Source organism: Leptospira paudalimensis, from assembly GCF_026151345.1.
GTDB classification, from domain to species: Bacteria; Spirochaetota; Leptospiria; order Leptospirales; family Leptospiraceae; genus Leptospira_A; species Leptospira_A paudalimensis.
Window position 1 is genome coordinate 3,539,758 of the sequence record NZ_JAMQPR010000001.1, and the last position, 18,628, is coordinate 3,558,385.

The 18,628-nt window shown below is 38.7% G+C and carries 21 protein-coding genes and 4 tRNA genes; 4 read left to right on the top strand and 21 right to left on the bottom strand.

Annotated elements, in window-relative coordinates:
* Positions 1-87 precede the first annotated feature (87 nt).
* The 8 genes from recR to ND855_RS16450 all read right to left on the bottom strand — a co-directional run bounded on the left by recR (position 88) and on the right by ND855_RS16450 (position 3,869).
* Positions 88-696: a recombination mediator RecR gene (gene recR, locus ND855_RS16415; RefSeq protein ID WP_265359215.1), complete on the bottom strand. Its 609-nt coding sequence runs from the start codon at positions 694-696 to the stop codon at positions 88-90.
* Positions 674-1,039, bottom strand: coding sequence for a YbaB/EbfC family nucleoid-associated protein (locus tag ND855_RS16420; RefSeq protein ID WP_174705084.1), 366 nt, complete (start codon positions 1,037-1,039; stop codon positions 674-676). The genes recR and ND855_RS16420 overlap by 23 nt, the downstream gene beginning before the upstream one ends.
* A gap of 20 nt (positions 1,040-1,059) precedes the next feature.
* Positions 1,060-2,520, bottom strand: coding sequence for a DNA polymerase III subunit gamma/tau (gene dnaX / locus ND855_RS16425; protein WP_265359216.1), 1,461 nt, complete (start codon positions 2,518-2,520; stop codon positions 1,060-1,062).
* Between the two features lie 131 nt (positions 2,521-2,651).
* Positions 2,652-2,738, bottom strand: a tRNA-Ser gene (locus ND855_RS16430).
* Between the two features lie 45 nt (positions 2,739-2,783).
* Complete coding sequence (locus ND855_RS16435) at positions 2,784-3,203, bottom strand: nucleoside deaminase (protein WP_265359217.1); 420 nt, start codon at positions 3,201-3,203, stop codon at positions 2,784-2,786.
* A 22-nt stretch (positions 3,204-3,225) separates the two neighbouring features.
* Positions 3,226-3,299 (bottom strand) — tRNA-Arg (locus ND855_RS16440).
* A 392-nt stretch (positions 3,300-3,691) separates the two neighbouring features.
* Positions 3,692-3,778 (bottom strand) — tRNA-Ser (locus ND855_RS16445).
* A gap of 7 nt (positions 3,779-3,785) precedes the next feature.
* Positions 3,786-3,869: transfer RNA gene (locus ND855_RS16450), tRNA-Ser, on the bottom strand.
* Between the two features lie 70 nt (positions 3,870-3,939).
* On the opposite strand from ND855_RS16450, the gene ND855_RS16455 reads away from it, so the two are divergent.
* Positions 3,940-5,097 carry a class I SAM-dependent RNA methyltransferase gene (locus tag ND855_RS16455; RefSeq protein ID WP_265359218.1) on the top strand — a complete coding sequence of 386 codons (1,158 nt, stop codon included), beginning with the start codon at positions 3,940-3,942 and terminating at the stop codon, positions 5,095-5,097.
* A gap of 63 nt (positions 5,098-5,160) precedes the next feature.
* Here the strand turns inward: ND855_RS16455 and ND855_RS16460 are convergent, their stop codons facing one another.
* The 6 genes from ND855_RS16460 to ND855_RS16485 all read right to left on the bottom strand — a co-directional run bounded on the left by ND855_RS16460 (position 5,161) and on the right by ND855_RS16485 (position 9,181).
* Positions 5,161-5,361, bottom strand: coding sequence for a YgaP family membrane protein (locus ND855_RS16460; protein WP_265359219.1), 201 nt, complete (start codon positions 5,359-5,361; stop codon positions 5,161-5,163).
* Positions 5,362-5,404: 43 nt separating this feature from the next.
* Positions 5,405-6,283, bottom strand: coding sequence for an alpha/beta fold hydrolase (locus tag ND855_RS16465; RefSeq protein WP_265359220.1), 879 nt, complete (start codon positions 6,281-6,283; stop codon positions 5,405-5,407).
* Complete coding sequence (locus ND855_RS16470) at positions 6,264-7,238, bottom strand: alpha/beta hydrolase family esterase (protein WP_265359221.1); 975 nt, start codon at positions 7,236-7,238, stop codon at positions 6,264-6,266. The genes ND855_RS16465 and ND855_RS16470 overlap by 20 nt, the downstream gene beginning before the upstream one ends.
* Positions 7,239-7,279: 41 nt before the next feature.
* Complete coding sequence (locus tag ND855_RS16475) at positions 7,280-7,753, bottom strand: WbuC family cupin fold metalloprotein (RefSeq protein ID WP_265359222.1); 474 nt, start codon at positions 7,751-7,753, stop codon at positions 7,280-7,282.
* Positions 7,731-7,922 carry a (2Fe-2S)-binding protein gene (locus ND855_RS16480; protein WP_108960975.1) on the bottom strand — a complete coding sequence of 64 codons (192 nt, stop codon included), beginning with the start codon at positions 7,920-7,922 and terminating at the stop codon, positions 7,731-7,733. Before ND855_RS16480 ends, ND855_RS16475 begins: the two co-directional genes overlap by 23 nt.
* A gap of 161 nt (positions 7,923-8,083) precedes the next feature.
* Entirely contained in the window at positions 8,084-9,181 is a 1,098-nt protein-coding gene (locus tag ND855_RS16485; protein ID WP_265359223.1) for a glycosyltransferase family 4 protein, read from the bottom strand.
* Positions 9,182-9,328: 147 nt separating this feature from the next.
* On the opposite strand from ND855_RS16485, the gene folE reads away from it, so the two are divergent.
* A complete protein-coding gene (gene folE, locus ND855_RS16490) occupies positions 9,329-9,880 on the top strand; it encodes a GTP cyclohydrolase I FolE (RefSeq protein ID WP_108960381.1) in 552 nt (183 codons plus the stop codon).
* Between the two features lie 83 nt (positions 9,881-9,963).
* Entirely contained in the window at positions 9,964-11,928 is a 1,965-nt protein-coding gene (gene acs / locus ND855_RS16495) for an acetate--CoA ligase (RefSeq protein WP_265359224.1), read from the top strand.
* 134 nt (positions 11,929-12,062) lie between these two features.
* On the opposite strand, the gene ND855_RS16500 is transcribed toward acs, so the two are convergent.
* The gene (locus ND855_RS16500) at positions 12,063-13,094 is read right to left on the bottom strand and encodes a tetratricopeptide repeat protein (RefSeq protein ID WP_265359225.1); all 1,032 of its coding nucleotides are present in this window, start codon (positions 13,092-13,094) and stop codon (positions 12,063-12,065) included.
* A gap of 208 nt (positions 13,095-13,302) precedes the next feature.
* Between ND855_RS16500 and ND855_RS16505 the strand changes: the two genes are divergently transcribed.
* Positions 13,303-15,450, top strand: coding sequence for a sodium-translocating pyrophosphatase (locus ND855_RS16505; protein WP_265359226.1), 2,148 nt, complete (start codon positions 13,303-13,305; stop codon positions 15,448-15,450).
* A 137-nt stretch (positions 15,451-15,587) separates the two neighbouring features.
* Here ND855_RS16505 and ND855_RS16510 read toward each other — a convergent pair whose 3' ends face one another.
* Genes ND855_RS16510 through ND855_RS16535 form a run of 6 tightly spaced genes read right to left on the bottom strand, consistent with a single transcriptional unit; the run spans position 15,588 to position 18,628 of the window.
* On the bottom strand, positions 15,588-16,010 hold the full coding sequence (locus tag ND855_RS16510) for an Ig-like domain-containing protein (RefSeq protein WP_322113547.1): 423 nt from the start codon (positions 16,008-16,010) through the stop codon (positions 15,588-15,590).
* A 21-nt stretch (positions 16,011-16,031) separates the two neighbouring features.
* Entirely contained in the window at positions 16,032-16,511 is a 480-nt protein-coding gene (locus ND855_RS16515) for a TRL-like family protein (protein ID WP_322113548.1), read from the bottom strand.
* A complete protein-coding gene (locus ND855_RS16520) occupies positions 16,396-16,641 on the bottom strand; it encodes a hypothetical protein (protein ID WP_135358391.1) in 246 nt (81 codons plus the stop codon). The genes ND855_RS16515 and ND855_RS16520 overlap by 116 nt, the downstream gene beginning before the upstream one ends.
* The gene (locus ND855_RS16525; RefSeq protein WP_265359228.1) at positions 16,638-16,955 is read right to left on the bottom strand and encodes a TRL-like family protein; all 318 of its coding nucleotides are present in this window, start codon (positions 16,953-16,955) and stop codon (positions 16,638-16,640) included. Before ND855_RS16525 ends, ND855_RS16520 begins: the two co-directional genes overlap by 4 nt.
* A 6-nt stretch (positions 16,956-16,961) precedes the next feature.
* Positions 16,962-17,774 (bottom strand): hypothetical protein, encoded by an 813-nt coding sequence (locus tag ND855_RS16530; RefSeq protein WP_265359229.1) that lies wholly within the window; start codon positions 17,772-17,774, stop codon positions 16,962-16,964.
* 2 nt (positions 17,775-17,776) lie between these two features.
* On the bottom strand, positions 17,777-18,628 hold the full coding sequence (locus ND855_RS16535; protein ID WP_265359230.1) for an SGNH/GDSL hydrolase family protein: 852 nt from the start codon (positions 18,626-18,628) through the stop codon (positions 17,777-17,779).

Genomic DNA, 18,628 nt, shown 5'->3' on the forward strand with positions numbered 1-18,628 from the left:
GTTAAATTCCATTTTTTTGGGGAAAAATTAGAATTTGAAATTGTTGAATCAAAATAGATTCAAACTATTTTGACCCAAAGAAAATAGTTATAATGTTAATCGAGACTTGATTGCTTTTCCTAATGTATACTGATCGGAATATTCCAAAGTGCCACCAATCGTAATCCCGTGAGCTATCCTTGTGATTTTGATTTCCATGGGCTTGATCACTGTTGATAAGTAAGAAGCAGTTGCATCCCCTTCGAGAGTCGGATTTGTTGCAATGAGAACTTCCTTGATCTCACCAGTATCCAATCGCGACATGAGTTGTTTGATGCGCAATTGTTCTGGTCCAATTCCATCCAATGGAGAGATGGCTCCATTTAAAACATGATATTTTCCAGAGTATTCTTTTGTGTTTTCGATGAAAAAGATATCCTCTGGTTGTTCCACAACACAAAGAATCCCGTTATCCCTTCGATCAGATAAACAAATAGAACAAATTGGTTCTTCTGTAAGCCCTCCACATTCATCACAAAATCGAAGTTTGGTCTTGGCTTCTTCAATATGATGTAACCATGATTGGAATGTACTAGGGTCCATTCGTAGAATATGAAATCCGATACGAGTGGCACTTTTTTTTCCAATACCAGGAAGGCTTGAAAATGCTTGGATTAGTTTTTGGAATTGTGGATCAGACAGGAGGAAACCCTCCATCCTTCTGGATTTGATTGAAGACACCCTCAAAATCACTAGGATTAAAACCTAAGACATTTTTCATTTCGTGTGCCATGGTCTCTTTTGCCTTTCGTTGTACTTCGTTAGTTGCTGATAAAATCAAATCTTCTAACATTTTTTTATCATCCGCATTAAACATGATGGGATTGATATTTAAATTTGTAAGAGTTCCATCTGCTGACGCCGTTACTTCCACCATTCCTGCCCCAGCCGAAGCAGTGACTCGAATCTGCGCGAGTCGTTTCTGAAGTTCTTCTTGTTTTTCTTTGATGTTTCCCAGTTGCGAAAACGCTTCTCGCATCTGTTTCATTTGGTCAAAAATTCCCATACTAACCTTTGGACTTATAAATTTTTAAATTGTTTTGGATCCACTTCCATACCAGAGAATTTTTCCTTTAATAATTTCTCCATATCCTCTGAATTATTTCCGCTAGCATTGGAATCTTTGGCATTCGGATTCTTTTCCATTGTCGGAGCATTCGGAATTTGAGTTTTGATCTCTGGTGTTGGAGATTCTATTTTTGCAATCGGTTGTGTAATTGGGTTTGGAATCTGTTTTTCTTGAGTGGTAGCTGGAGTTTGGATTTGTTTTTTAACCGGTTCAATCGAATCAGGAAGGATACTAATGTCTCCTTGTACGAGTTTTGTTAATTCTGAAATCTTTGCTAATAAACCAGAAACACTTGGTTTCTCTCTGTCTAAAATTAATTTTCGAAATTGAATTTCCAGATACACTTTCATCTCATAGGAACTTCGAAGTTTCATTAAATTCAATTTTTCGTGAATGGAAAAAATTCTTTCAGCGAGTAAAACTAAAATTTCACGATCAAGTTCGCGGTAGTTTTGTTTGAGTTTTTGTAAGTCTTCTTGAGGAATGTTAATTGATTCGCGATCCGCTAAGTTGTCTTTGATGAGAAGTAGTGAATTTAAAAATTCGATAAAATCCCATATGAATTTACTAAGATCAATTCCTGCTTGGAATAAATTTTCTAAGGTTTCGAATATTTGAGCACTCTGTGAAGTATCAATGAGTTGGTTCAGAAAATCAGTAAAGGTATCGATTCCATGATACCCAATCATTTTTCTTAATTTAGCTCCTGTTAAATTCCCGTCAGTGAATATAACCGCTTGTTCCATAAAGGATAAGGTATCTCGAACAGAACCATCTCCTTTTTTTGCGATCCAAAATAATCCTTCCGAATCGTATTTAAGTCCTTCCTTCGTACAAAGTGTTTCAATGTAAGATTGTAAAACGGTCACAGGTACTTTTCGAAAATGAAAGTCTTGGCAACGTGATAAAATTGTTTCAGGGATTTTATGATACTCTGTTGTTGCTAAAATAAAAACGACATGGGCAGGAGGTTCTTCTAGTGTTTTGAGCAGTGCATTGAAGGCAGCTCCGCTGAGCATATGTACCTCGTCCAAAATATAAACGCGGTACTTTCCCCCCATCGCATTGAATTTTACATTTTCTCTTAATTCACGGATATTATCAACTCCACTGTTGGATGCCGCATCAATTTCAAAAACATCATTTGAATTTCCCTTTGTGATTTCTAAACAAGAAGTACATTCATTACAAGGTTCAACACCATCTGGGCGTTCACAATTGAGCCTTTTTGCAAGGATCCTTGCGATCGTTGTTTTTCCAACACCTCTTGGGCCAATGAAGATATAAGCATGTCCAATTTTTTTCGACTTAAATGCGTTTTGTAAAGAACCAACAGCAAGGTCTTGGTAAATTACATCCCGAAAGAACTGTGGTCGGTATTTTCGAAAGAGTACTTGGTGGTTTTCGCTCATTTAGTTCTTTGTTTTACTTTTTGTAAGATTTGAATTTTGGATTTCCCTTTGAGTATGAAAATTCATGGCTTGGAAGCAATGAAATTATTTCTAAGTGAGGTGCAATTTTAGGGAGTTGTGGGTGGAAAAAGTGGCGGAGAGACCGGGATTCGAACCCGGGGTGCTTTTGGCACACATGCTTTCCAAGCATGCACAATAGACCACTCTGACATCTCTCCAGTGATTTCTACTGCCTTCCATAAAAAGAAACGGTCTTAGGAATTCTACCTTTTCTCTTTGAAAAAACTAAGAAATTCAAATTTTATGTGCGACTTTGGTATGAGAGTGCATTTTGGAAAATGGTTCAAGAGGTAAATGGATTCTGTTGTGTAAGAGGAAATTCCTTCTCCTGGTTTTGCAGGAACAAAGTAGACTACCTCGGGAAGTTTCACTCGTAAAATGGCACCAGCACAGAGTAAACATGGCTCAAGAGCAGTGAGTAAGATATGGTCTGAAAGGTAACGCCCATCGGTAAGAGAAAGTGCAGCTTCAATGGCCAAAATTTCGCTGTGTTTTGTTGGATTTAATGTTTGTTCGACGGAATTAAAAGAGGAAGTTAAAAACTCCCCATCTTTTGTTAAAATTTCCGAATAAGAAGGGATTTCGTTTTTATGTTTGGAGATTTCTATTGTGTATCGTTTCAAAAACGATTCATAGATGTCCACGCGCGCCCAAGAGGATTTGAACCTCTAACCTTCTGATCCGTAGTCAGATACTCTATCCAGTTGAGCTATGGGCGCAATGAATGCTTGGAGCATTTTTACCCAGTCCGAAAGAACGGGTATCACTATGGTTTTTTGCAAGCGGATGGAGTAAATCAAAAATCCCGCAATTCCTAGATAAAGTAGTACGGAAATGAGATGTAAAGTAGTCGCGAGGTAAAGACCCACAAAAGGGAGGAGTGATAGGACTTGTGCGATAACAATCCCAACTAAAAACAAACAGGTATTAACTGCAGAATACAAAGAAACGTTCACAAATTCCGGAAATTGGCGTTTCCAAGTGAAAATGGGAACCCAGGAAAAATAAAGTGGTAGGCTCGCAAAAATTTTTGCCGCTTCATCAGTCAGTAAGTAGGACTTAATTTTCTGGAATTGTTCTTTGAATTGGGTGAATCTCATGGCGGTATCATCGGAGACGCAGGGATTCGAACCCTGGGTACGATTGCTCGTACGACGGTTTAGCAAACCGCTCCTTTCGGCCACTCAGGCACGTCTCCAGCGACTCGGAGAAGGTAGGATTCGAACCCACGGTGGGATTACCACGACGGTTTTCAAGACCGCTGCTTTAGACCACTCAGCCACTTCTCCAAGAGTACCTATCCGTTATGTTAAATGCGAGTGCAGTGTCAAATGAATATTCAATGAATGGTCTACAAGAATGGAAAAGTTGCAGATAAAATTAGAAAAGTGGGCCAATGGTGGTTACTGTCTTTCTCACCATGATGGGCATGCTGTGTTTGTAGAAGGTGGAATCCCAGGTGAAACTGTGGACATAAGTCTTACGAAACAAGGCAACAAGGAATGGTTTGGATTTGTGACTTCAGTGATTGAATCCTCACCACTAAGGGTCCCTTCTGACTGCCCTGTGTATCTGGAATGTGGTGGGTGTAGTTACCGGCACATTTCCTACGAAGAGGAAGTGAAAGTGAAAACTTCCCTATTGGAATTGATGTTCCGGGAATGGGTTGGTAAAGTAGAGGTGGTAACCGGACCAAGTGTTGGGTATCGCAATAATGTACAATGGCAAGTGGAAGGTGGACAAATTGGGTTTTTTGCGAAAAACACCCACCGAATCATTCCCGATTCATCCTCACATTGTAAGAATGTCGATAAACGATTGTTAATTGAAAACCCAAACGATTTTGCTATTCTTTCCAAACAAAAGCCGAAACAGACCCGATTGCCAAAAACACAAAACAAAGCGAATTCCCTTTCACTACGTTTGTCCCAAAATGCAGTGGTGCAGTACGAAAAAGAAGAAACAAAGTTTGAATTTTTGAGTACTAAACTCACGGTTCCTGCAAAAGGATTTTTTCAAATCAACCAATTCTTATTGGAAAATTGGATTCAGAAAATTAAGTCCTTGTTACCCAAGGATGCAAATGTTTTGGAACTCTTTTGTGGATGTGGAACCATCGGTATTACCTTACGCGATCGAATCAAATCGCTTTATGGAATTGAATCTCATGAAAAAAGCATTCAATATGCTAATCAAAATGCAAAAGCCAATGGAATCACAACCTATCAATATGCAGTTTTGGATTTGTACCAAAAACATATACCCAAAGATCTTAAAACTTTTCCTACATGGATTGTGAATCCACCAAGAGCTGGGTTATCCAAAGGAATCATTGAGACAGCAGAAATGCTAAAGCCAAAGGAGATTGTTTATTCCAGCTGTAATCCAAGTACTTTGCGAAGGGACGTAACTTCCCTGAAAGAGATAGGTTATGAAATGGACCATTTGAGTTTGTTTGATTTTTTTCCTAGAACCAATCATTATGAGGTGTTGGTGCGATTACGAAAACGGAAATGAACAACTCATTTTGTTTTCAATGAGTTGTTATCATTTGGTAAAAATGCAAAGGAAAATATAAATTTATTTTCCTTTGGTTGAAATTTTGAAAGGTAAGTATGCTGGACAAAAGCCAATTGCAGAAGTCGCAATCATTACTAAACCAATTACGAACAATACAATTGCAGTGGTTCCTTCCACAATACCACCTAAATACAAACCACCTAACACAAGGCCCACTACAACACGAATGACTCTGTCATATAATCCCATATTTTGAAACATACTAAGTCTCCTTACCCAATCAGACGATATTTTGCGCAGATTTCTAGCTATTTTTTTCTAACCACTCTATGATCAGTTTGGTAACTTCTTCTCTTTTTTCCCAATGGAGGAAGTGACCTGCATGATCAAAGCCAATCTTTCGAAATCCACGAGGAAAATCAGATTCATCGAGTAAGTGTTCAAATAAATTCTTATGGAAACATCCATCATTCAAACCATAAAGCACTTGGGTGGGAACTGTTATGTGAGTATCAAAAATCCCTACTATACTTTCTCTCCCTGATTCTGTGAATAAATCATTTAAGTTTCGGTAATACGCCAGAGCCGAGGAAAGGATCCCTGGATTTTGGAAATTCGATTTGATTTCGGCCAAATGGTCCTGGTTAGGCGTGAATCCAGGTGACCAGTCTTTCCATAAAAAATCAACCAAGGCAAATTGATTCGAACGAATGGTTAATTCTGCTAAATAGGGAATTTGAAATAGAGCAACATACCACGAATGGAATGTTTGTAACGGCGCCCAAAAAAAAGAATCTTGAAAGGTTTTGAGTAACGGGACTCCCAAACTTGTGATGGATCGAAAACGATTTGGATAGTACATTCCGGCAGCGTAGGCAATGATTGCTCCCCAATTGTGTCCCACAAGATGAACAGTATCCCATCTGCGATCATCCATCCATCCTAAAACATCATTCACTAAATCAACAACATGTAGTTTGTTCGCATGTGAAATAGTAGATGGTTCGTATCCTCGCATCACAGGTGCTATACAATGATAGCCTTTTTTAGCGATCGATTCCATGATGGGAGAAAATGTTTTATGGTTATCAGGAAAACCATGTAAAAATAAGACAGGGTCACCAGAACCTGTTTCTAATGTGGTAAATACAGTGGATGAATTTCTAATTTCCGAATGATGCATTGTTTACCAACTTTTCTTTAGATTCTGTTTTTCGGAAAAATTGTAACACAATCTCCCTCGTATCCAAGTCCTTACTTAGGTATCCATATTGTTTTTCATTTTGGTAATAAAATCCATTAGGCCAAATATGCCCTCCACCAGGAATTAAATAACCTTCCACAACATCGTCACCTGAACAATCGGACAGTTTTGAATATTCAATGTCTCGTTTCCAAAAACGATTCATATGACGTTTTTTTGTTTTGATTTCTTCTTTGCAGGGAAAGGCAGAACTCCAATACGAAAGTGAATCTACAAATGACAAAACTTCACCAGCCGGAATTCGTTCCGCTTTTGGACTCATATCTTTTGGTATGGATACAATTCCTCCTGTATAAGGAACAACATCATCAGAGGTACCCATGATAAAACCAATTGATTTGATTGGTGGTTTGGGACAAATTTCCGTTAGACCTTTGGATGTTACGGCAGCAACAGAATATCCCGAACGGAACAAATCATTTGCTTCACATAACAAACGTTGTGTCATGAATCCACCATTGGAAATACCTACTGCATGGATACGACTTGTATCCACAGGTATTTTTTTATCGAGGAAATAGACCATATCCCGAAAAAATTGAACATCTTTTGTGTTTCTTTTGTCAGTGAGAGAATGTGGAATTTTCCTTCCATCATTCCATCGATTCCCATATCCATCTGGATAAACGACAATAAATCCGTATTCTTCTGCTTTTTCTGTCATGCGAGAAAGATAAATCATTCCCTCACCACTTCCACCGCCACCATGTAAGACAAAAACTATAGGTAACTTCGACTCATTTCTATTCTTTGGAATGTAATAACGGAAATTACGGATGATCCCATCAGACACTATGGATTCTAAAGTATGGTCCTTTACAGGAACAATAGAAGGAAGAGATTTACAAACAAAAGAAAATGGAATCGTTAACATGAATACATTTGAATAAAGAAAAATGCGCCTAACAATGCCCATCATATGAATTGGGACTCAAAATATTGAATTGTTTCTTTGACTTTGGTATCTCCTTCGAGTGGATACTTCGGGTGGAATTCTTTATCAACAGTTGGATCGTAGGGACCTGATTTTCCTTCGAAACAGACTGCTACATCTGACAAACAGACCAAACTATGCCAAACACCAGGTTGTAAATCGATCCCTCGTTTTGGTCCTTTCGAAGATAATTTGTGGGATTCTTTGATTTTTCCATCTTCTGAAAAGATTAAAAATCCAATTTCCCCTTCGAGTACAACAAAGGTTTCTGGTTTTGGGTCCGACAAATGTCTGTGAGGTGAAATATATGTATTCTTAGAAAGAACATTGAGAAACCTTTGGTACACTTCCTTTTGTTCGTGGAAGTTATGGTTTGTTCGTTTCCGTTCAGCGTTTTGTGCTTTTGAAATGAGGTTTCCGATTAAGTCGGAATCAATGATTTGTATTTCCTGCAAGTTGGCCTTCCAATTCTCGTTCGATGAAGGCTAACATATCCGGAACACAAGCCGTACAAGTATCTGCCGCTCCCATCTCACGGGCAACTTCTAGTATAGGGCGATTTGTTTCTTTGACAACATTTAAGATGGTTTCAAAGAAAACTTCTGCACAGTGACACTTGATCATGGTTCTGAGAATCAGTCTCTTGCTCTTTTGTGAGAAAGACAAGAATTTTTCCTGGTCTTCAGTCGAAAATTTTCGGATCAGAACGAACCATAACATGGGACATAATCTATCGAGGGATTGGAAACGAACACGGAATCCAACTTTTGGGACAGAGTCGGAAATTATCCCAATTGTTTTTTGTACAAAATCTCGAGTGTTTTTAAAGCAAATGACCAAGTAAACGATTTGGCATTTTCTTTCCCGAGTTTACGTAACTCTAAAAGGCGAGTTTTGTCTTTGAGAAGGGAAAGAAGTTGTTCGGAAAAGGAAATTGGGTCCTTCGGATCAAACGCATCAAACCCTTTTCCTAACACTTCAGGTAACACTGTCGCATTGGAAGAAAAGACGGGAGTTCCCATGGCTTGTGCCTCTAAAACGGGAAAACCAAACCCTTCAAAGAGTGAAGGATAGACAAACAAAGTTGCTCCTTGGTAAGCAAGAGGTAACTCATCATAAGGTAGATGAGAGAGGAAATAAATTCGTTTTGAATTTTGTTTTTGGAAATCCAATAATTCTTTTGGGATTTCTTTACTAATCCCTCCAACCACAAGGGGAAGTTTGAGGTGTTTCTCATTCCATAACGATTCCAATTGCGATAATAAGAATGGAAAATTTTTGTGAGATTTACCGATCCCAACGGTAAAGAGATACTCATTTGGTAATTTATGTTTTTTAAGAAACACATCCAGTTGTGTCTCTGATCGTTTTGAAAAATTTTTTAAATCAATTCCATTATAAATAACTGTAATTCGATCCCTTCTATAACCAAAACTTTTGATTAAATCTTCTTTTGTATAATTAGAAACAGTTATGATACTCTTGGCTAACCATTTAATGGAACGAAAAACGATTTGTATATACAATCGTTTTATAAAGGAACTATGGGTTTCCTTAAAGTGATAAGGGATTAAGTCATGAATTGTAACGATACATTTACGAAGGTACTTGAGTGGAACATTAAAATGGGGTATGTCCAAGACATCCATCTCCGCCATTTGGGGATGGCCTAAAAATTCCTTTGGAGAATAAATTTTTGCTTTGTATTCTATGATTTCTGCATGTTTTGGAACTTCATATTTTTTGAGAAGGATGGGATCTCCGAATAGATAAAGTTTGGCGTCCTTTTCGTTTAAGGGCCAAAATTTTAGTATATGTTGGATGCGAATTCCAATCCCAGAATTTTCGATCATCCTTGCATCATAGCCAATTTTTTTTTGCATTTGTTTGATGATTATGTCCTTTCGAATCAAAAAAAGGAAATGTATCTTTTCCCTAGAAGCCAAGTCTAGTCAAATAAGTAGTGAATATTCTGCATTCAAATTTTGAAAGGCAGGTTCACATAGAACTTACTTTCAAAAAGGAATCGGATGGAAAACTTAATCGAAGAAATCCTGAAACAAATTGGTGAAGACCCAAATCGAGAGGGTCTTGTGAAAACGCCCAACCGAGTCAAAAAGGCGTATGACTTTTTAACCAGCGGATACAAAGCGGACATCAACCAATTGGTAAACGGGGCTATTTTTGAAGAGAGTACAACGGGAATGGTGCTTGTTCGTGATATCGAAATGTACTCTTTATGTGAACACCACTTACTTCCTTTTTATGGAAGAGCACATGTTGCATACATTCCAAATAAAAAAATCATTGGGATTAGTAAAATTCCAAGAATTGTCGATGTATTTGCACGAAGATTACAAGTCCAGGAACGACTTACCGACCAAATTGCACAGGCGATCCAAGAAACTTTGGACCCACTGGGAGTTGGTGTTGTCATCAAAGCAAAACATTTGTGTATGATGATGAGAGGTGTCGAAAAACAAAACTCGGAACTATTCACTTCTAGTTTGCTTGGTGTTTTTAAAACAGATCCTACCACACGAAGCGAATTTTTAGATCTGATCCGAACTGGTTCCCACTAAGTTCATTTTTTAAATTCTTTTTTTACGATTCATGCTGGACTTTTTTCCAAAAAAGTTCAGTCTTTTTCCTCTAGAGGGACACTATGCCGAAAGAAAGAATCGTGGCACCATCCAAAGAATTTGCCAAGCTTGCAAATGTTAGCTTAAAAGAATACAAAGCCAAATACAAAGAATCGATTGAAAAACCAGAGAAATTTTGGGCCGAACAAGCCAAACGCCTAACATGGTTTAAAAAATGGACCAAGGTATTAAAACAAGATTTTGCTAAAGCCAAAGCAGAATGGTTTGTAGGTGGAAAACTGAATGTTTCCTATAATTGTTTAGACCGCCACCTGGATTCACCTCTCAAAAATAAAGCTGCACTGATTTGGGAAGGAGACAATCCGGACGAATCCAAAGTTCTTACTTACCATGATTTGCACCGAGAAGTGAATCACTTTGCCAATGTTTTAAAAAAGTTCAAAGTGAAAAAAGGGGATCGTGTCCTCATTTACCTCCCTATGATCCCTGAACTTGCCATCACCACACTTGCTTGTACTCGCATTGGGGCGGTCCATTCTGTTGTTTTTGGTGGATTTTCGCCAGAAGCGCTTCTAGGTCGTATAGAAGATTGTAAACCAACACTCGTCATTACTGCTGATGGAGGGTACCGTGGTGGCAAACCAATTGAATTGAAAAAAAATGTAGATGTTGCCTTATCAGAAACCAAGTTCCAAGTGAATGATGTCATCGTTGTCAAACGTACTGGAGACGAAGGAAATCTGAATTGGAAAGAGGGTCGTGATCATTGGTACCATTACCTTATGAAAGACCCAGATGTAAAAAAAGAATGTCCTGCTGTTCCTATGGATTCTGAAGATCCACTTTTTATATTGTACACGTCTGGTTCCACAGGGAAACCAAAAGGTGTCTTACACACGACAGCAGGTTATTTGTTAGGTGCTAATCTTACGTTTGCAACCATCTTTGATTATAAAGACACTGACACTTACTGGTGTACGGCAGATATCGGATGGATCACAGGCCATAGTTATATTTTATATGGACCTCTTTCCAATGGAGCCACGTCTTTGATGTTTGAAGGGGTTCCCAGTTACCCAGACATGGGTAGATTTTGGGATGTGATTGATAAGTACAAAGTCACAGTATTTTATACCGCACCAACTGCCATCCGTGCCCTCATGCGAGAAGGACTCGAACCAATCAAAAAACGTTCACTCGCATCACTACGGTTACTTGGATCTGTGGGAGAACCCATCAATCCGGAAGCTTGGGAATGGTATTATGCCAATATAGGGAAATCAAAATGCCCGATTGTTGATACATGGTGGCAAACAGAAACGGGTTCCATTATGATTTCAGGAATCCCGGGAGCAATCCCACAAAAACCTGGTTCGGCCAGTTGGCCATTTTATGGAATCCTACCGGTTCTTGTGGACAATGAAGGAGTAGAGATCAAAGGCAAGGGAGAAATCTCCGGTAATCTTTGTATCGCAAAACCTTGGCCATCTATGATGCGAGGTGTGTACGGAGATCCAAAACGATTCTTTGATACTTACTTTTCCCAATTCAAAGGGTATTATTTTACAGGAGATGGTGCCAACCGAGATAACGAAGGTTACTTTCGTATCACGGGAAGAGTCGATGATGTGCTGAATGTTTCAGGACACCGCATTGGTTCCGCTGAAGTAGAGAGTGCCCTTGTTGAACACAAATCCGTGGCAGAAGCAGCGGTGGTTGGTTTTCCACATGATATCAAAGGACAAGGGATTTATGCCTATGTCACAGTGAAACAAGGGGTTGTGACAAACGACCAATTGAAAAAAGAACTTATTGCCATGGTGGAAAAGATGATTGGGAAAATTGCTAGACCCGATGTGATCCATTGGGCTCCGGGACTTCCCAAAACTCGTTCAGGGAAAATCATGCGCAGGATCTTACGAAAAATTGCTAACAACGAATTTGATACGTTAGGTGATATTAGTACCCTTGCCGATCCATCTGTAGTACAATCCTTAATTGATGATAAAAAGAAATATCATAGTTAAAAAGATCGTTTCGTAAGCGTTCACTCCTTCCAAAAACGAATTTGGTTGATTTGGTTTTGGGAGGAGGGTGAAAAATCAATAGTCAGAAATCAATCACCAAGTCCAAAAATTAAAAAGTATCAAATTCGTATCCCTTATAACTCTTGCGGTAGAGCCGCAAACGGTCCCATCACACGCAGAAATTCTGATTCTTCAAATTCTAAATCACGTTCCTTTAGTTTTTTTCGGTACTCATTTGCCTTGGTTTCATTTCGCGAAGAAAACCAATGGATGGCAAAAAGCAAATATTCTCTGTTTTTTCGATAAGTGGACACATGGTTTTCAAGATCAGTTCCAATTAGATTTTTCTGATTTTGGAAATCTTTGACTAAAGAATCAATTGCTAAGGTGTCACGGTCTTTTCCAAGATTCGCATAACTTTGGCGTATGAGAAATAAAATTTCTTTTGCATCTGAATTTGGATCATATCTCAAAAGATTGTAAAATCCTCGCCGAAACAATGTTAAGGATTCTAAGTACCTTTGTTTTTCTTGAAGGTATACTCCATAACGTGTGAAGTATCTTGTTTCCTTTAAAAAAATTGTAGAGGTCCAAATGTATGCTTGTTCAAGAGAATCCGAATTTCGACCACGCCTGGCTAAAATTAAAGTTTCATACATTCCTTCTTCTCGTGGGAAGTACACAAGATATCGTAAACTTAGATCATCTGCTTCTTTCCATTTTCTATTTTTGATATTTTTGAGAAGGCTATTTTGTAAGGCGTCTTTTTCTGACACGAATGTTTTGTCATTTTCCAATGTTTGCATATACATTTCGTAATCTGATTCTAAACCCAATTGGCGGGAAAGGATTGCTGCTAAGTACAATCTGTACTTAGCATTTGGTTTCTGTTCTAAATACAGTTTGGTATAAAAAAGTGCTTCTCTTGGTTTTTTCTCTTTTTCATAAAAATCCGCAATGTACAATACCAAATCCAATTGGTCTTTTTTCCGTTTGATAGATTCTTCGTAAGCGTGGATTCCATCGAAGATTTGCCCTAGTTTCATGTGGGCCTGGGCTGATAGATTGTAATATCTGTAATCGGGGTCAGGGTTTAATTCTTTTGCTTTGATGAGAAAATCAAAGGCTTTGGCAGGAGTTTCTTGGACAATTTTGTCTTCTGCCATCCGCAGTAGGTCCTCGTAACCATAAAATGCTTTTACGGGATTTAAGGGCTTTGGTTCAGCTAAAATTGAAGGTAAGACAAGAAATAGACTTGTTACCAAAACACTAAATTGCCATATTCTCCTAGACCGAAGTATCATCTATGGATTCTCATCGGTCATCTTCTAAAATATCTTAGAAATACAAATAAACAATCTCAAAGAGGATCTCATGAATGTAGAGTTAATCATTATCGTCATGGCACTGGTCTCCATCGCCACGGCGATTTTCTACGCCGCACGTGTAATACGTATCCAAGTGGGCGCAGAGGGTGGCAACGACAAAGAAACCGCCAAATTAAAAGAAATCTCAGCCGCGATCGCAGAAGGGGCTATGGCCTTCCTTCTCAGAGAATACCGTGTCATTCTGCTTTTTATCAGCTTCATGACGGTTCTCATTTACCTATTATTAGATAACCCGAATACAGAATTCAACGAAGGAATTTACACTTCGATCGCTTTTGTTTCCGGAGCTCTTATTTCTTGCCTTTCTGGTTTTATCGGGATGAAAATTGCGACTGCTGGAAACGTAAGAACGGCACAAGCCGCAAAAACTTCCCTTTCCAAAGCGTTCCGAGTGGCTTTTGATTCTGGAGCTGTGATGGGATTTGGTCTCATCGGTCTTGCGGTTCTTGGTATGATTGGATTATTTCTACTTTTTACTGGTTCCAATCCTGCAGTTGCCAAACACATCCTCATGGAATCACTCGCTGGTTTTGGTCTTGGTGGATCATCAGTGGCACTATTTGGTCGCGTGGGAGGTGGAATTTATACAAAAGCCGCTGACGTGGGTGCTGACCTTGTTGGTAAAGTAGAAAAAGGAATCCCAGAAGATGATCCTCGTAACCCTGCAACCATTGCAGATAACGTAGGAGACAACGTGGGTGACATTGCTGGTATGGGTGCTGACCTTTTTGGTTCTGCTGCAGAAGCAACCTGTGCGGCTCTTGTGATTGGAGCAACAGCTTCAGCGCTTGCAGACAATAACTCTGCTCTTCTTTATCCGCTTTTAATTTCTGCGATTGGAATTCCTGCGTCCCTCATCACAACGTTTTTTGCGCGAGTGAAAGAAGGTGGAAACGTAGAAAAAGCTCTCAAACTCCAACTTTGGATTTCAACATTTATTGTTGCGGGTGCTTTGTATTTTGCAACTGACCTCTTTATGATCGATAGTTTCCAAATTGGAGACAAGACCATCACAAAATGGAATGTATACACTTCCGTCGCATTAGGTCTGTTTGCTGGTATGTTCATCGGTTGGATCACAGAGATTTATACATCTCACTCCTACAAACCTGTGCGTGAAGTTGCTGATGCTTGTGACACAGGTGCTGCAACCAACATCATTTACGGTTTAGCACTTGGATACAAATCCACTGTAGTTCCAGTGATTTTACTTGTGATTGTAATTGTGGTTTCCAATATCCTTGCTGGGATGTATGGAATTGCAATTTCTGCAATTGGTATGATCTCTACCATTGCCATTGGCCTTACCATTGATGCTTACGGCCCTGTTTCTGATAACGCAGGTGGAATTGCTGAAATGGCAGAACTGGGAAAAGACGTTCGTGATCGAACTGACAACCTTGATGCGGCTGGAAACACGACGGCAGCTGTAGGAAAGGGTTTTGCGATTGGTTCTGCGGCTCTTACTTCCCTTGCCTTATTTGCTGCGTTTATCACAAGAACTCAAAATGCTTCCAAAGAAATGGGAGAGGGTGCGATTGATTTAACTTCGATCGAACTCCTTGATCCATTGGTGTTTGGTGGTCTTCTTTTTGGAGCGATGTTACCTTTCATTTTCTCTGCTATGACCATGAAGTCAGTTGGAAAAGCAGCACTTGACATGGTCAAAGAAGTTCGTCGCCAATTCAAAGAGATCCCTGGTCTTATGGAAGGAAAAGCAAAACCTGAGTATGCAAAATGTGTGGATATTTCCACTTCCGCTGCACTTCGAGAAATGATCCCTCCAGGTTTATTAGTTCTTCTTAGCCCAATTGTGATTGGTTATTTGTTTGGAGTGAAGTCCCTTGCCGGTTTACTTGCGGGTGCACTTGTATCAGGTGTGGTTCTTGCAATTTCTTCTGCTAACTCTGGTGGAGCATGGGACAACGCGAAAAAATACATCGAAAAAACTGCTGGTGGAAAAGGTTCTGAAAAACATAAAGCTGCTGTTGTTGGTGATACTGTAGGTGATCCGTTTAAAGATACTTCTGGTCCAGCAATCAACATCCTTATCAAACTGATGGCAATCACATCGCTTGTGTTTGCTGAATTTTTTGTGACAAAAGGTGGAATCGTATTAAATTTCTTTAAATAAGAAAGGAATACATTCAATCAGATCGAAAAGAGATTGTCCTTCTGAAACGGAAGGGCAGTTTCCATTTTGATTTACCAATTTATTTAGATGAATTAGATTTTTGGATAAGCCGGCGCAACTTCGTCGGCTTTTTTATTTTATAAGGTTGTAAAACTAAAACTAGTATTGGTTCCCAGGGTGAGTCCAAAAGTAGATTGGATATTTTGGTTTAAGGTGATTGTATACGTAATCCCGGATGTGAGTGCACTTGTTGGTGTGAGAGTGATCGTACGGTTCGATGATCCACCTGTCAGGCTTGGGCAAGAGGGAGAGCAGGAAATATTGGTATTGAGAGATGTGGCTTCAATGGCTTGCGTCATGATGATGGTGATCGTTGGATTAAGACTCACACCAGTTGCTCCATTGGCGGGTGTTGTGGATTCAATGGTAAAGGTTGTAGAGGTTTGGGTGACCAAAGGTAAAACGAGCACACCTAGTAAGGATGGAGATGGTTCCGGCAAACAATGTACGTAAGAAAAAACAAATAGAAATAACAATCTGATTCTTTTCCACATGACCATTGGCTCTACCCTTAGTTTCGACTAATTTCCCCTAGTTACCGTACATAGTTTTGCGTAAATCCCGAAGAAATTATAGGTTTCTAATTCAATTGACGTAATTTCTTTGATGTTTCCTTGTCTTTGTGCCATTTCAATTGATGCGTCCCCAAAAGCGATGAGCCCTAAATAGGATTTCGAACAAGCAAACCCTTCTTTGGAAGCCGTGATTCCGGTTTCCAACATGGAAATTCTTTGGTTTTCATACAACAATCCTTGGGTACCAAATCCTGAACTCGCACATTGTTGGAAAAAAAAAGGCAAAGAAAATAGGAATAAGCGAATGATTCGTTTGGAAACAGAAATTGGAAGAAATCGTGCAGGATTGACTCGTGAGAGAATTAGGAATTTATTTTTGTAATTCTTTGTCCAAGAGATTGGAAAGTTGGTTTTGTAAAAGGATGATATCATCATAAAGTTTTTCGATTTGTTCTTCTTTTTTTCGAATTTTTGAGGACAAAGCATCAAGTGATTTATTTGGTTTTGTATTCTTTTTGGAGTGAAACTCTTTCAGTTTAGATTCAATTTCTTCGTAAATCAAACCACTCTTTAATTTCTTCGAAAACTCTTTCAATGAATCGATGTTTTGTTTCATATCCCTGTCACCCGCAAACAAAGTTCTTGGAAAAAGAAATATTGGTTTTTATAAATATGATCCACACTATGGATCTCTTTAAGTTGCGATTTTTTTGTTACCCATTCGTAACTTGCGTTCCCTACACTCACAAGACCAAAATAATTAGTGGTACAAGATTCTACGTAAGTATCCCCGGGAATTGGAATTTTTCCAGGGGTATACCATCCTGATTGTCCTTTGTTTTGCAAAACAGTGAAAGATGGATTTCCAATTTGGATACTCAGACAGTTTCCTAAAAAAAAAATCCATCCAACACACAGGAATTTCTTCATACGAAATTAGTTGGTGTCAAAAAAGTAAAAATAGGAAAATCGAATCCCTCGGTCCATAGCGTTATCTGCTTTTGGCAACATACCAAACATAAGACTAAAACTAAATGTACCCATACTCTCTGTATTCATAGAGATACCTGGGAAAAAATTAAAGTAACGAAGATTTTTATCAGCTGTTTTATCAATCGGTTCTCGGTATTCTAATTCAGTGAAGATGCGAACTGAGTCTGCGATTCCAAAGGATGGTGCGATACCAATTTGGTAATAACGTTTAAATTCATCTAATTTTGACTCACGTCCTTGTTTGTTTGTTTCCGTTTGGAAACGTATTTCGGTCATGATTTGGAAAATTCCATATTTATAACCAAGTCCAAAATTGGGACGAATCAAATAATATTCAGGGTTTTCATGTTCTCTGAACAAAGAATTTCTTTTTTTGTCGTAAATCCGGAGACCACCACCAATTAAAAATTGAGAATTGCCAGCATCAAAAATTTTTCCATATTTGAGACCCACATTATATCTATCCCAAGTGAATTCCTTGGTTGTATCTGTTTGTGAGTATTCAGTGCGTCCGACAGACGAAATCACGGAAAAAGATTCGCTAAACTTATATTCACCTTCGACACCAACGTTTTTGTTAATCTCTTTTACTTGGTTGTAATCTTTGTCCCAGTAACTTAAATTTCCTCTCACCTTGGAATACACAGCAACAGGTTCTATTTGAAGAGGATGAGCAAATCCTTTGTTATTAAACTGTGAAAATACACTCGAAACAAAACTGAAAAATAAAATTAGAAATAAATATATATGTTTCATGGTTATAATCCTATATTAGTGACTGGGTAAATCAATCTCGCCAATTTATCTGCTAGAAGAGTATACCCTAAATTATTGGCATGAATACAATCTAACATGAATTCGGCTCTTGAAGCTGGTTTCCCACCTAAGGTATTTCTTAAATCAACATAAATGAGCGAAGGTTCTTCTCTTGTGATATCAACGAGTAAGTTGTTAAAAGCATCAAGCTGAGTGGAAGTAAATACACCTGCATCAGGAACAATCAATCCAATTCGATCGAATTTAGATTTACAACCTTCATCAGAACCTGCAATGACTGGAGTCATATATGGATTTGGATAATCGTAACCATGAATGATCCACTTGATCGGCGGACCACCAAAACGCGAGATTTTATATGCATTACCAGTGATGATGAGTTGTTTTAAATTAGCTTTGAAGGTAGCAAATCTTTGGGCTTGGACAGTGTTGATATTTCCAATGTATTCGCTTAAATTTGCCTGTATATCATTTCCACCTAGTGAAAGCAAAACGACTTTCATATCTGCTCCACCTTGGTCGATCACTTGGAATTGGAGTCCTTGGCTAACAACTTGTTGTAGAGTTTTTCCACCCAAAGTTGCACCCGCAAATTTGTAATTGTATCGGTTTTCCAATTGTGGTCTTAAGGTTTCGACGAATGGGAAACCTAATAAAAGGTCAGTCCAACTATCTCCAATGATTCCGGTTTTTGCTGGTGTCTCTCCATTACAAATTGCAAGGGTAGTACAGAGTAAATTTGTTTCAAAATCATTTACTGGATCCTTTTTTTTGTCACAGTGTATGAGAAATACTGTGACCCCAATTAAAAATATGAATCTAAGCTTTTTCAT